Source organism: Streptomyces sp. NBC_00322 (genome assembly GCF_036147535.1).
Lineage (GTDB): Bacteria > Actinomycetota > Actinomycetes > Streptomycetales > Streptomycetaceae > Streptomyces.
Genome location: NZ_CP108019.1, coordinates 6229275 through 6242265 on the forward strand (window position 1 = coordinate 6229275; position 12991 = coordinate 6242265).

13 protein-coding genes and 1 tRNA gene are annotated in these 12991 nt (G+C 65.1%); 4 read left to right on the top strand and 10 right to left on the bottom strand.

Translation table 11 applies throughout. The annotated features are described in order from the left end of the window. Positions 1–314: 314 nt before the first annotated feature. The 3 genes from OG905_RS28455 to OG905_RS28465 all read right to left on the bottom strand — a co-directional run bounded on the left by OG905_RS28455 (position 315) and on the right by OG905_RS28465 (position 3991). Positions 315–2240 carry a pentapeptide repeat-containing protein gene (locus tag OG905_RS28455; RefSeq protein WP_328678336.1) on the bottom strand — a complete coding sequence of 642 codons (1926 nt, stop codon included), beginning with the start codon at positions 2238–2240 and terminating at the stop codon, positions 315–317. 213 nt (positions 2241–2453) lie between these two features. Then, the gene (locus OG905_RS28460; protein WP_328678338.1) at positions 2454–2750 is read right to left on the bottom strand and encodes a hypothetical protein; all 297 of its coding nucleotides are present in this window, start codon (positions 2748–2750) and stop codon (positions 2454–2456) included. Between the two features lie 890 nt (positions 2751–3640). Continuing rightward, positions 3641–3991, bottom strand: a complete 351-nt coding sequence (locus OG905_RS28465) for a hypothetical protein (protein WP_328678340.1) — start codon at positions 3989–3991, stop codon at positions 3641–3643. A 261-nt stretch (positions 3992–4252) separates the two neighbouring features. Between OG905_RS28465 and OG905_RS28470 the strand changes: the two genes are divergently transcribed. Continuing rightward, the gene (locus OG905_RS28470; RefSeq protein ID WP_328678342.1) at positions 4253–4462 is read left to right on the top strand and encodes a hypothetical protein; all 210 of its coding nucleotides are present in this window, start codon (positions 4253–4255) and stop codon (positions 4460–4462) included. 275 nt (positions 4463–4737) lie between these two features. Here the strand turns inward: OG905_RS28470 and OG905_RS39225 are convergent, their stop codons facing one another. Continuing rightward, complete coding sequence (locus tag OG905_RS39225; RefSeq protein WP_443044090.1) at positions 4738–5136, bottom strand: Imm32 family immunity protein; 399 nt, start codon at positions 5134–5136, stop codon at positions 4738–4740. Here OG905_RS39225 and OG905_RS28475 point away from each other — a divergent pair. Together OG905_RS28475 and OG905_RS28480 are read left to right on the top strand one after the other, a co-directional pair. Beyond that, positions 5057–5578, top strand: a complete 522-nt coding sequence (locus OG905_RS28475) for a hypothetical protein (RefSeq protein ID WP_328678344.1) — start codon at positions 5057–5059, stop codon at positions 5576–5578. The genes OG905_RS39225 and OG905_RS28475 overlap by 80 nt on opposite strands. A 102-nt stretch (positions 5579–5680) precedes the next feature. Then, the gene (locus OG905_RS28480) at positions 5681–6850 is read left to right on the top strand and encodes a restriction endonuclease (protein WP_328678346.1); all 1170 of its coding nucleotides are present in this window, start codon (positions 5681–5683) and stop codon (positions 6848–6850) included. Positions 6851–7162: 312 nt separating this feature from the next. Here OG905_RS28480 and OG905_RS28485 read toward each other — a convergent pair whose 3' ends face one another. From OG905_RS28485 to OG905_RS28495, 3 genes are all read right to left on the bottom strand, one after another. After that, the gene (locus OG905_RS28485) at positions 7163–7525 is read right to left on the bottom strand and encodes a hypothetical protein (protein ID WP_328678348.1); all 363 of its coding nucleotides are present in this window, start codon (positions 7523–7525) and stop codon (positions 7163–7165) included. Between the two features lie 693 nt (positions 7526–8218). Continuing rightward, positions 8219–9283 (bottom strand): IS110 family transposase, encoded by a 1065-nt coding sequence (locus OG905_RS28490; protein WP_328678350.1) that lies wholly within the window; start codon positions 9281–9283, stop codon positions 8219–8221. 372 nt (positions 9284–9655) lie between these two features. Then, positions 9656–10150, bottom strand: coding sequence for an allene oxide cyclase barrel-like domain-containing protein (locus tag OG905_RS28495; protein ID WP_328678351.1), 495 nt, complete (start codon positions 10148–10150; stop codon positions 9656–9658). 160 nt (positions 10151–10310) lie between these two features. On the opposite strand from OG905_RS28495, the gene OG905_RS28500 reads away from it, so the two are divergent. Further along, a tRNA-Ser gene (locus OG905_RS28500) sits at positions 10311–10402 on the top strand. A gap of 155 nt (positions 10403–10557) precedes the next feature. On the opposite strand, the gene OG905_RS28505 is transcribed toward OG905_RS28500, so the two are convergent. The 3 genes from OG905_RS28505 to OG905_RS28515 all read right to left on the bottom strand — a co-directional run bounded on the left by OG905_RS28505 (position 10558) and on the right by OG905_RS28515 (position 12832). Continuing rightward, a complete protein-coding gene (locus tag OG905_RS28505) occupies positions 10558–11028 on the bottom strand; it encodes a GNAT family N-acetyltransferase (RefSeq protein WP_328678354.1) in 471 nt (156 codons plus the stop codon). A gap of 69 nt (positions 11029–11097) precedes the next feature. Next, complete coding sequence (locus tag OG905_RS28510) at positions 11098–12075, bottom strand: transposase family protein (RefSeq protein WP_328678356.1); 978 nt, start codon at positions 12073–12075, stop codon at positions 11098–11100. A 79-nt stretch (positions 12076–12154) separates the two neighbouring features. Then, a complete protein-coding gene (locus tag OG905_RS28515; RefSeq protein ID WP_328678357.1) occupies positions 12155–12832 on the bottom strand; it encodes an alpha/beta fold hydrolase in 678 nt (225 codons plus the stop codon). Positions 12833–12991: the final 159 nt, after the last annotated feature.

Sequence of the window (12991 nt, forward strand, 5' to 3'; positions counted from 1 at the left end):
ATCAGTCGGTAGGGGCAATAGCGGTTGCGTGGGAGGGGCTGAGGAGGGCGGAAGGTCGGTGTCGGTTGTTGGGGTTGCTGTATTTGGTTGCTGTACCGCTGTTGAAGCGACGTCGTAGGAGTTGGCGAGATTGTTCCGGGCGGTGACGGTGTCGGGGATCCGTGACTACATCAGCTCCTGGAACGAGAACTCAAAACTCTTCACCTGGACCGCGACCGCGGACGAGATGCTCGCAAAGGTCCGCCTCGTCCAGACCTACGGTGAAGAAACTCGTCAGCAACTATGCGAAGTAACGCAAATGGGATCACGAGACACTAGCGCTTGACGCGGCTCCGGACCGCGAGAACAGCGAGGGCAAGAAGGACTGGTTCGAGGATCCGGGAGGCCATCTCGATGAAGGTGCCTGTGGTGGTGAGGTTCTGGCCCGCGGAACGGAAGACCACAGAGTTCACGACGACGCGGGTAGCGCTCTCTACCCGCTGGGCAGTCAAGCGCTGGCGCATGGAGCTGGTGAGTACGGGATCGGGGCTCTCGGTGGTCAGGGCGATGGTGGTGCCAGTGAGACTGCCGACACTGTGAGACTTGGGGACATTTGTGGGTAGTCCCCACAGGACGAGTGTCAGTACAGTGACGGCCATGGCGGCCCCTAGACAGGCCAGGGCACGGGAAGCGCGCAGACCGTAGCCGGAGATCAGCCAGTATGCCCACAGCAGGCCTCGTTCCCCGGCGGGGATCCCAGCTCGATCATGGCGGCGCATCTCCATCTCGCCGTAGTAGAAATCCGCTGCACCGGGCTCGTTCTTGCCATCCTCGAATGCCTTGCGCAGCTGCCGGTAGGTCGCCGCCACATCGTCCAATCCTGGGGCGAGACCAGGATCGTGATGGTTTGGACCGATCTGCCAACCATGCGGCGGGGCCGGGTTGTCGGCTGCCAGCGCGCGCCAGTGATGCTCCTCGGCCAGGGTACGTCGGTGGGCCCACCGGTACGGCCAGATCTTGTGACGCCAGTGGATACCGCTCGGAGCGCAGGCGAAGGCGCAACGGCCTTCCAGACGGAGCTGATCGAGGTGGAAGGCGCCGACAAAGAGGCAGGTCGACAGATCGGTACCAGTCAGGACCAAATACGCGGCGTCCACGCCTCGCAGGGACGCCACCCGCACGCCGGGGTCATGGGCGCGCAGCATACCCTCGTCTGACGCTGTACCGGCTGCGGTGGAAAACGGAGCCGGGAGGGCCGTAACGGCAACCGGGGACGACAGCACCGCGTCAGTGAGGTCAACGGTCGCGTAGCGCAGCCGCAGGGTTGCTGTCGACTGCCATCGTGTCCGCGCGCAGCTCAACCTCCGGGCCGCGACCTCCATGGTCACTGGCGCCTCGAACAGCGTGCCGGACACATCAACCGTCTCTCCGCACACGAGCGGACCAAACAGCTGAACTGTTGTGAAGATCGCCCCGGCGAACGTGGCGGTGCCAGCGACTGTCGCACCGCCGAACCAGGCATGTCCGGTGAAAGTCGTCCTCGCGAACCCGGCGTCGCCGGCAAACCGCGCTTCGCCGAACTCGGCTGGGCCGGTGAATGTGGCCTCGCCGAACCCGGCATGCCCGGTGAAGAGCGTCCTGGTGAACCCGGCCGCACCGGTGAACATGGCCCTGCCGAACCCGGCAGTGCCTCTGAACATCGCCTCGCCGAACCCAGAGTTGCCTGTGAACGTCGCATCACCGAACCAGGCATGACCGCCGAAAGCCGCGCCGCCGAACCAGGCGTCACCGCCGAACGTGGCCCCGCCGAAGAAGGCAGTGCTGCTAAACGTCGCCTCTCCGAAGCCCGCGATGCCGGCCAACGTCGCCCCGCCGAACCCGGCATGCCCGGTGAACGTCGCCAGGCGGAACTTGGCCTGGCCGAGCGTCACCTTGTCGAACCTGGCAGTCCCGGTGAAGGTGGCCTCGTCGAACGCTGCAATGCCAATGCTCGGCTGCCCGGTGACAGGATCGAGGAGGGCTTGGAGTAGAGCGTGGAGGAGAGGTTCGGTAAAGCGGGTGCCGCGATGGTCGATGTCAGCCCCGGGAGCCAGGGAAGCCAGGTATGCGCGTCGGTCGTTCTCAGACACATGGGTCAGGCATGCGGCATGACCGGGGAGGTGCACGCCCGGGCAGCCGATTTGGTTGTTCGCGGGGCCTGCGCCGTGCCCGCAATGGGCCCATGAAGGTGGGGATGAAATCGAGGAGGGCGGTGTGGTCATGGTCCGAACTCCACTGGCTGACTGGCGTGTGGTCGGCACGCTGCCGTGCCTGTCCCCGTCTTGCGGACCTGACTGGCCCGCATCTGCCCTCGCAGTCCGGATCGGAATTGCTGTAGCGGAATTCACTTCGCACGTCGAGAGAGCCACGCCGCCCTCCGGTTGGGCATGTCCCTTTCGGTCAGGAGGGTCGAGGCAGCGGAACGTGGGAAAGGATCAGGCGCTCACGTGGTTGAACACCGGGTAGATCTGGGGCTGTACGTCCGGGGCGCCGATCTCTTGGAGAATCGGCATGATGATCTGGCCGAACTGCTGAAATGCTTCCTCGGACTCCCAGATGTCGATGGCAATCCAGCCATTGGGAGTAGGCGCGGCAGTGTGCGAGATGAGGCCGGGTACGGGCCAGTCCGCCGGACTCCTGACGGGGCCGCGGCCGCCGGTCAACTTGTCCGAGCCGTGCTCGTAGGTGGCTTTGGTCATACCGGGGACTTCGAAAATGACTAGGACTGCCATAGCGCACTCCTTCACGGAAAGGCTTGCTGCGCCCGTCCAGTCGACCATCCTCGCAAGTCCACCGCATGCCAGTCTGCGCCGTACGGGTACGCACACTACGCAAAGCCCTTACGGCCGGAGTCGCTCGCGACGGTCTACGGGCACCGACTCCGTCACACGCTTCGGAGGGTCATCGAGACCTCCGGCTTGGCGCGGTCCGTGCAGCGCCTCGACCTACACGGCAGACCGGTTCGACTGGGCCAGATCAGGACTGCCGACGGATCGTGGGTCTTCGTGCTCTTCTCGATGAGGACTGCAGCACGCTGGTCGCGTGCACCGGTGTTCGGCCTGGGATGCGTTTGCCACATCGAGTGACCAGGTGGCGGTGAAGGTAGCAGCACGCTGCCTATCCCGATGCTCTGCGTGTGGCTAGGAAAGGGCAAGATCACCGCAGAGTGATCGGCTTGAGGAAGGACAACGGAGAGCTGAAGGTCCTGGTTGAGAAGGGGGAGGTTTTCGCACTGTCTGACGTGGCCCTCTACACCACTGAAGCACCGCCAGCGGCAGCACCGCCGCAGGACGGAAAATAGGGAGCAGCCTGACCCGGTGGCACTGGCGTTCCTGCCGGAGCGGCAGCTGACGCGCCGTTGCGTCTGGTGCACAGCGCTGAGCGGTTTAGACAACAAGGAAGCCCCGGGCTATTGGCCTGGGGCGTTTCATATGGATATGGAGCGGGTGACGGGAATCGAACCCGCGCTTTGAGCTTGGGAATCACGGGCTGCTTGGCGTTGGAATGTCTTCTGACCTGCGACAGCTGAGGATGGCGGGGTGCGTGGGGGGTGGCGCTGTGACCGTGGTTGACCGCTGATACCTGCTCTATCTGGCACGCTTCTGGCACGTCGCGGACAGGCTTACCAGTCGCGCCACCGCTCGGTGAGCTCCTCCATATCCTGGCGGGCGAGGAGACCTGAGACGTCGATGCCCTGCTCGGTGACAACCTGGTCTATGTACTCGCACAGGTCCTCGCGTTCGATGGTGCAGAACGCACCGTGCTCGCCATCGATGGTGTTGAGCTGTTCCACCACTTGCTCGACAGCCGCGAGTATGCGCTCGTCCGATGCTTCGCCGAGAGAACGAGCCTCATCTTCGAACGCGGCCAGGGCGGCGTCGGTCGCCTCCAGCATCAACGGGGCGTAAAGCTCTGCGGCGTCAGCGTTCTGCGCCACCTCGTCCCGCCACGTCGCGGAAGGTCTGATTGCCATGGGCGGACGCTACAGCTGTCCACTGACATGACCGCTGGCACGCACACTTTCCAAGTCTGTTGGTGGGGCGCTGGGCGGTGTGCAGGGGCGTTCACCTGCGTTCATGGGCGGCCGGGCTTCGCGTCGCGCTGGGCCCGGGGTCCGGACTGAACGGCCGTGAACGGCGCTGAGTTGTCAGCGGATCGGGCTGGCCTCCTGTCGAGTAGTCCACGGCAGCAAACCTTGTTGCAGACGAGGTGGTGATCGGCTTCGATCACCACCATGACCGATGGTGCCGCAGTCGACGTGGCCGACGACCAGATCCTCGCCAAGCAGATCATCCGCGGCCTCAAGACGCTCCGTGAGCACCTCGGCTGCTCGCTCCATGAGGCCCTGGACGTTTTTGCTGCCCGGTACGAGGTGCTGCGGGTAGAGCGTCCGGATGACTTCGCGTGCAGTCATGCCGAGTACTGGGTTGGCTTCTATTCCTGAGGATGCGCCGGCCGCTGATGAGGTTTGCAGGGAGCACGTCGATGCGAACTACCGGCAGGGCGGTCGCTCAGGTCTGCTTGACTGCTCAGCCGGGGGCCTGAGGCCGATGCCGCTCGGATGCGTCGAGCTGGTTGCTGTACTTCGCTGTTGTACTGCAACGGCTGTTCGTTCGAGCTGTCATGGAGCCTGGTGGTTGATCGCTGCCAGTCGCTACCAGCGATGTGCTTAGAAGGCGCCTGGATGCTCAAGTCAGCCAGCCTGTGTGACCTGCACGATCACGCCAAAGGAACCGCTGACCCGGCTTGCTTCGACACGTATTCGACATACAATCCTTCCTCTTCACTTCGTTCCAGAACCAACCCAACGGACCCGCCTGCCAGCCCGTTGCTCTCCTCCAGGTGCAGATGGCTCCCATCGGGAACGCCGTTCTTGGCGAGCATGAGGAGGTGGCCAGCCCAACGCAGGCGAGCCATCTCGGCAGCAAACAGCCCGGAGCCCATGTCCAGCCGAGATGCTCTGGGATTCCTCAAGTCGCCCCCGCCCACCAACACCGGCAGCGGACACTGGGCGCCCACCCGAGATGAAAGGGCCCCAATGCGTAGTGGTGTCTCTCCCGCCGTACTCATCGCCGTCACGGCCATCACCGCGTTCACGACGCTCGCTGGGGCGGTCATTGCGGCGTGGATCTCTGCGCGGAACACCCGGAACACGCTGGAGCACACCGCGAGGCAGGCGGAGTCGGACCGGGAGGAAGAGCGGAGAGCCCAGCGCCGCACGGCTCGACGAGACGTGTATGCGGCGTACTCCACGGCCGCTCTGCTGGCGGTGCGGGACATTAGTCGAATGCTGTACGCGCCGTTGGATGACCGAGCCGAGGAGAGATCCGTGGCCCGTGCCTCACAGCATGACCTTGTGGTCGCGATCGGTCCGTTGAGCATCGAGGGCCCGGAGGCCGTCTATGACGCCGCCCGTCCTGTGATGTCTCTGGTGGCTGAATATCGGCAGGTGGCCAAGACCCGGGAGTGGTCGGATGCGAAGGTCGTCGAAGCGAGAAACGAGGCGTCGCGGGCAGTGAGCAGGTTCTTGCGGGCGTGTAGTACTGCTTTAGACGAGTAGCCGCCCCTTGGGCTGTTGGGCCCGGAGCGTCGGCTGCGCCGTACGTGGCCCCTGTTCGCGGCTCTGCACCCCCTGATGTGGAGACCTGTGCCAGTCTGAAGCGTGGACCTCGAAGCGCTGCTGAGCGTCATGGACCGTGCTGCCGCCAATTTGGCCAAGCTAGAAGCCGTCTGGGTGCGCGCGTCGGCCTTCATCCCCGATAGCCCTGCGCGGGGATCCAACCCCGAATACGATGATCACCGCCGAGCCTGGGCCGACCTTCTCCCGGGTCTTCCACTGATTGATGGTTGGACAATTACCGACCAGCTACCCGACATTGATGAAATGGGTCAGAGCTTTATCGACTATGCCGATATTGGCGAGCTGCCGGTAGATGTTTGGGAAGCCGGCGAGAAGCCAGCCAAAGACCTTGCCGACTACCGGTATCGTCTACATCGGGCCCGGCGAAGAGCAGTCGCAGGGCGATTGCAACAACTTCAGGCGCAGGTGGAAATAGCTCTGCCGAGCATTCTTCAAGATGTTCCACGCGCATCTCGCGAACGGCTCGTTAATCCTTCGGTCAGCATCGTCACCTCCGCGGTCAGCGAGATTGAGAGGCTGCTGGGTGATACTGCGGAAAGGAAGGGGCGCTGGGGCGACCTTCACCGACACATCTCCTTCGGAGAGGGGCACGACTGGCACGATATCGCGGAGTTCGATTGGCCCAGTATCCAGCCCGATATCGACAGCGGTGCCTTGTCCGATTCCGATCCGCTCCCTGTGCCGGACCTCGACCTTGGAAGCGCAGCAGCCGGAAGCCTAACGGGCGTAGCTACGATTGCTCTACCCTGGGACCGTTTGGATGATGACAAGTTCGAGAGACTTCTATACGACCTCCTCCGCGACTTCTCCGAACATGAGAATGTCCAGTGGTTGATGCACACGCGCGCACCTGATCGCGGACGTGACCTCTCTCTCGACCGTGTTATCAGAGATGGCACTGGTGGTGTGCGAAGCGAGCGGGTCATCGTCCAAGCCAAGCACTGGTTGAAGCGATCGGTGGATGTGGCCGCTCTAGCGGCGACCGTCGCAGCCGTAAAGTTGTGGGAGCCGCCCGTTGTGCGCGGACTCGTCATGGCGACCTCCGGACGCTTCACCGCCGACGCAGTCGCCTGGGCGGAACAACACAACGAGAGCGGCTCCGCTCCATACATAGAGTTGTGGCCCGACAGCCGTTTGGAGACCTTGCTCGCACAGAAGCCCCACCTTGCGGCAGCCCATGGCCTCCGATGACCTGCCTGCTGCCGGTAGTGGATTGCATCCTCCGAAGCCGGCGGCGCACTGGTGGCTGCACTGGCGTACGGCGGGCGGTTGAGTATCACCGCTTTAGGAGCGAGGTGGGGCGAGTTGTGGCCTGACCTGCGGGATACCGACTTCGGCGTCAGCTGGCTGTGGCCTCCGCCAGCAGCCGCAGTTCCCCTTGAGTCCCCGCCCGATCTGGCGCGGTAGTGGCACGGGGCACTTCTGATCCGTAGCTCCAGCCAGAACCACCAGCGCCGGCCATCAGGCGCTCCACCGGCCGAGGGTGCGTGAACCAGCCGCTGACTACATGGGAGAGGCGAAAGTGTTCCCGTCGGGAACCGGTGGGCCGCTCCACTGCTCCCCCGGAAGCAGGACAGGCGTCCACTCCGGGCCGCGGTGGTCCAGCCACCACCTGCCGATGGTGCGGAACTTCTCGTCGAACTCGCGATCCCAGCAGAGGAACCCGGTGATCGGTGCCCGAAGGCGAGTACGACGGCCACCCGCTTCGTAGATCACAACGACTTGGGCCCCCTGGAAGTGTTCGATTCGGATGGCCTGGACGTTCGACCACTGGATGGTCCGGCGGCGGAGGCTGTGCACGATGGCCGCCGACTCCGTGAGAGTGACGCCGAAGTACTGCCCGAGGATCAGCAGCACGAGCGGCAAGGCGGCCCACGTACCCAACGACTCTGCTATCTCAGCCCCGGTGCGATTCAAGGTCATCCAATCCACGACCGTCGTGCCCCCGACGACGACAAGAAGAAGCAGAACAGGCAGTACGCATTGGAGACGCGTACACCGGTAACGGATGCGCTCCGGCGGCACAGCCTCGACCTGCAATTGCTCCACCAATACCCACCCTTCACAGAATGCAGCCACCGTCGGCGCGTGATCGCCACGGCAGCATGGCGGACCTTGGGCGCGCTGTCCATCGACTACGGCTGCCGACCGAGCAGCAGGGTCATTCGGCTTCCGCCGCCCCGGTTCGGGCCGCGCTGATCTACCAGCACTTGGTAAACGGACGGGACCACGCGATCGCCGCTCAGGGTCGACGAGCAGATCATGAAGGTCCGACCAGCTGAGTCCGGCCAGGCTTCTGGCACGTAACTGGTACGACGCCTCTTCCCTGCCCCCGCGGCCGAGGAACGAACAAGGCCCAGGCTCCCGGTTTGCTGCCGGTGACCTGGGCCTTCGTCGTGCTGTGCACTGGTGGGCGCGGACGGTTTCGAACCGCCGACATCTGCTTTGTAAGTTCGCCCGAACCGCCGTCGCAATGGGCCGCATCACGGGCAGCGGCGCTACTGACGGCCGCTCGATGTTGCTGCTGTTCGCCGTCCTCACAGAAGCTCCTATAGACCGTCAAGCGGTATGCAAGAGCGGCTTCCGTGTGGTGTGTGGGCGGGTGAGGTACTTGTAGACCTCGCGGGCGATGAAGCGTTTGAGGCAGCGCAGGATGTCCTTCTTGGACATGCCTTCGGCGGTGCGGCGGGCGACGTAGTCCTGGGTCCGCTTGTCGTAGCGCATGCGGACCAGCGCGATCATGTGGAGTGCGTGGTTGGCTCGGCGGTCGCCGCCGCGGTTGAGGCGGTGCCTGTTGGTGCGGCCCGAGCTGGCCGGGACGGGTGCCACCGCGCACAGATGGGCGAACGACGCCTCCGAGGTGAGTCGTTCGGGGTTATCACCCGCGGTGATCAGGAGCTGCGCGGCGGTCTCGACACCCACACCGGGTAACGCGACCAGCTCGGGTGCGGCTTCGGTCATCAGTGCCTTCAGCTCGGCATCGGCATCGCTGATCTCCGCGGTGAGGTACTGGTATCGGCGGGCAAGACGCCGCAGGGCCACCTTGACCGCGCAGGCCGGATCGCTGGTCTTCGCGCCGGGCCGGGAGCGGGCCAGGTGCTTGATCAGCTCGGCGGGGGCCAGTGCTCGCAGCCTCTCGCGGACCTCGCCCGGCGCGGTGATGATGAGGGTGCGGATCTGGTTGATGGTCTGGGTGCGGTCTTTGACGGCCGAGCGGCGGACCACGCGCAGGGTGCGGATGGCTTCCACGATGCCGTTGCGGGCCTTGGGCGCCCCGCCGGCCCGGCCGGAGAGTACGGCTGTCGCGGCGGCGAAGGCGTCGACAGGGTCGGACTTGCCGTTCGCCCTGCGGGTCCGTCGGTCGGGCCGGTCCACCTCGATCACGGTGACCTGGTTCGCCCGCAGGGACCGGGCGAGTTCGGCGCCGTAGGCCCCCGTGCCCTCGACACCGACGGCGATGACCTCCCCGTGCGAGCGCAGCCAGTCCAGGAGTCGGCGATAGCCGTCCGGAGTAGTGGGAAAGGCCTCGGTGGCCAGGTGCCGACCGATGGAGTCGATCACTGCTGCCTGGTGGAAGTCGGTATGGGTGTCGACGCCGCCGATCACCGCTATCTCGTCTGCCATGCTGGTTGGGCTGTCCTTCCGTGCGACGCATGAGGGGATGGCGCGCGCCGGTCGGGCGGGAGGACAAGACTGTGATGGGACCTTTGGCCGGGCTCCTATGAGGTCACAAACGCCCGACCGGCCACGCGCACTGCGGCACCACCCGAGGCGGCCGACAAATCATCAACAGGACAGCTTGCGTCGGTCAGATGGAGGGTCAGACCCCTCGGGCGGCAACATCGACATCCTCACAGTCAACTGTGGATGTCAGCTGCCCCTCGATGCGAACTACCGGCGGGGCGGTCGCTGAGGTCCGCTCGACTGGCCAGGCGGGGTACCGGGGGCCGATGCCGGTCGGATGCGGTTGCCTGCGTCTTGCCCTCTTCTGCCCTGTCAGCGGATGAGGTGGACGGTGAGCTGCGTCTCCGTGTCACTGACGTAGACAGAGTGGATGAAGCCGTGGGCTGTGCGGTAGCTCCCCGTGCCTCCGGTGATCGCCAAGTTGATGTCGCCCGGACCAGCGCTGGTGACGGTAAACCGTCCTTGCACGGTGATCTGCCCAGGAGCGAGGGCAAAGGAGCCCACACACTGCAAGTCGAACTCATCATCAGGGGCGGTCCGGGTCAGCGTGCAAACCTGGCCGTAGCTGCCGACTGCGGTGGCGCCGACGAAAAGGTCTCCAGTGGTGACGATTTCGTCCCCTTGACTGGGACCGGACGACCCGTCCACATCGATGAAACCGCTGCCCTGAGTCTGCTTCGCGACCAGCTCGAAGACCTCCTCCTTCCCCCCAGAACTGCTCGCTGCCGCCGACGCTGGGTGAGAGCAGAGAAGGAGGGCAGCCAATCCGGCGGCCGTGCTCAGACTGACATGCTTGAAGTGACGCACACTGTGCTCCTGTGAGGCCAAGGGGACGGTTCACTGACCATGTGTCATGTGAGATAACCGATTCCCAGGTCAGCCTCATGTGCATCGCACGACTCCGCGACTCACGCGTACCCATCCAGGTGACACGACCGGAAGCACCTACCCGACGGACATCAAGGTCGGTGGAGTCTCAATGGGTGAGTCAAGCCGCACACGGTCTTGAAAACCGTCGTGGCAGCGATGTCACCGTGGGTTCAAATCCCACACCCACCGCAGGTGAATGGCCCCTGACCAGGAAACTCGGTCAGGGGCTATTCACGTGAGCGTTGTCTGTCAGCGACCGCTGTTCCCCGCTGTTTCCCGACCGAACGGGCACGGGAAGGGCACGTCTGATCCGTAGCTCTTGGGCCTGTCCGATTGCTCGAGTCTTAGCGCAAGTCCAGCTCGCCGACTGTTTGGCTTCCGCTGGTCTCACCCGTCAGACGGAAGCCGAGCCCGAGGTAGAAACCCTCGGGGCCGCCCGTACCCGGATGCCAAGTGGTGGTCAGGCGGGTGCCGCCGCGACCGCGGATTTCACCAGCAACGGACTCGACCGCGAAGCGACCGTAACCTCGACCCTGCTCGCCATCTGCGATGTTGAGCCGCCAGAGGCCGGAACGAATGTCGGTGCCTGTGCCGTCGCCCCTCCAGTCGATGTCGAAGAAGGCCATGAGGAAACCGACGGGCCGGTCACCGTCAAGGATGAGGCGGGGCCAAGCTATGCCGGGATAGACATATGCCTCGGCAAGAGACTTCAAGACCGGCGCGACCAAGTGCTCCTGATCCGGACGAACCCGCAGACCGATCGCGACGTCGAAGTTGGCCGGGGTGATCTCCCGCAGACAGAGTGTGGTCGCCATGCAGGAACCCTAACGACGTTGTCGGCTATTGATGTTGAGGCGTGATGACCTGAGAGTTCGGTGGGCGATTTAGCAGGTCATCGGGCTGACGGGCACGAGTTCGGTGCTCGGTTTGCGGCGGGTGGGCCGCTGGGAGGCTCGGTCGGAGACCAGGCCGGCGACGGCCCGGTGCGTGGCCGGGTAGTGCTCGCGGCGGCCGAGGAAGCGCTGCAGCGGGCGCCACTGCTTGTGCTCAGCGTTGGCGTGTTCGACGCAGATCCGCGCCGAGGACTGGCGGTGCCGTTGCTCACGCCAGGCGTACCGGTCACCGAGCGGGGCGTCTTCCTTTGGCTTCTTCGGCGGCGCACTGACCTGTTCGGGGAACTCGTTCGCCAGACCCCGGTAGCCCTCATCCACCTCGGCTCTCACGTCTGGGTGGAGGCGGAACTGCTCGGCGATGCCCTCGGTGCGCATCGCAGTCTGATCGTGCATTCTTCCGGGCCGGTCGGCCCCGGACCACAGGGTGCGGCCCTGGCCATCGCTGATCGTGGTGGTCTTCATGGTGTTCTGCTTCTTCTTGCCGGAGACGAACGCGCAGCGGCCCGGGCGGTGGGCCTTCGGGCGGCGGACCTGGGTCTCGGTCCCGTCGATCCGCAAGGTCACGCCCTCCGCATCGGCGTAGGCGAACACGTCGGCCAACGTTCGCAGGCGCAGTCCGGGCTGGTCGGGGACGGCGAAGCCGCGGTCGGCGAGCAGCGGGCGGATCTCACCGATGGCCTCGGTGACGGTGGAGCGGCCGACCCCGTACAGCTCGGCGAGCGCGGCGTGCGGGAGCTGAGTGCGCAGGTGGACCAGCGCGACCAACACCCGGTCGGTGAACACCAGCTCGTGCTTGCGGCCCGCCCCGGCGGCACGGTGACGCTTCCCTCCCCGCCGCTGATGCAATGTTGATTCCCGCCGGGCCTGCCACGGCCCGGCCAACTCCTCGATCAAACCGCCGAGATGTGCACGCGAGACGCCGGTGAAGGCAGGATGGGACAAGGCCGCACGGGCCCACTTCTTGGTCACACTCGAAGAACCCGTGCGGTCGTCCACATGTCACGGCCTGTGACCGTGCTCATGGTTGGCGGGCAGGACGGAAGGGCTCCTACAGGAACGCCGAAACCGCCTCGGTGAACGCCTTCGGCGCTGCGTGGTGGATCAGGTGTCCAACCGGGATGGTGACCACTCGCCCGCCGGGGATGCGGCGGGCCAGCTCGGCGACGCCGTCCTGGGGAATATGGCTGTGTGGGCCGCCAGCGAGCACGAGGGTCTTGGCGGTGATCTGGCTGAGTCGCTCCAGCCACCTGGGGTCAGGCACATCGATCTGCCGCCTGACGGCCAGCACCATCTCCCAGTCGAAGGTCAGGGCGCCGTCCGGCCTGGTCGGGGTGGTCTGATCCCGGGGACGCGGGATTGGAACGTCCTCCAGGATGAGCCGGCTCACCCGCTGCGGATGGTCCTCCGCGAGCAGGTAGGCCACGATCCCGCCCATGGAGTGCCCGATCAGATCCACTGGGCCAAGTCCCAGTGCGTCCAGGAACCGGAGCACATCGGCCTGCATGAGTTCGAGCGAGTAGTCCCCCGGCCAGTCGCTTCGGCCGTGACCGCGAAGATCGAGGGCATACACCCGTCGACGCCGGGCGAGGGCGGGCACAACCGCCTCCCAGTCGGTGGCATCCTCGCCCAGCGCGTGCAACAGGACGAGCGGCGGAGCATCCGGCGGACCCGACATCTGATAGGCCAGCCTGACCCCGCCAACGTCGACCGAGCGTTGATCAACCATGTCCGGAGGATATGCGGACGGGTCCTGCCGGAGGATCGGCGTTCGCCAGCGGCCGAACCACCATCCCCAGCCAGCATTTCGGGCCTCAGCCGCACGGTTCTGGCCCCGATCTTCAATAGCCGACAACGCCGTAAGCCAGTCGATCAAGGTCGGCGGAGC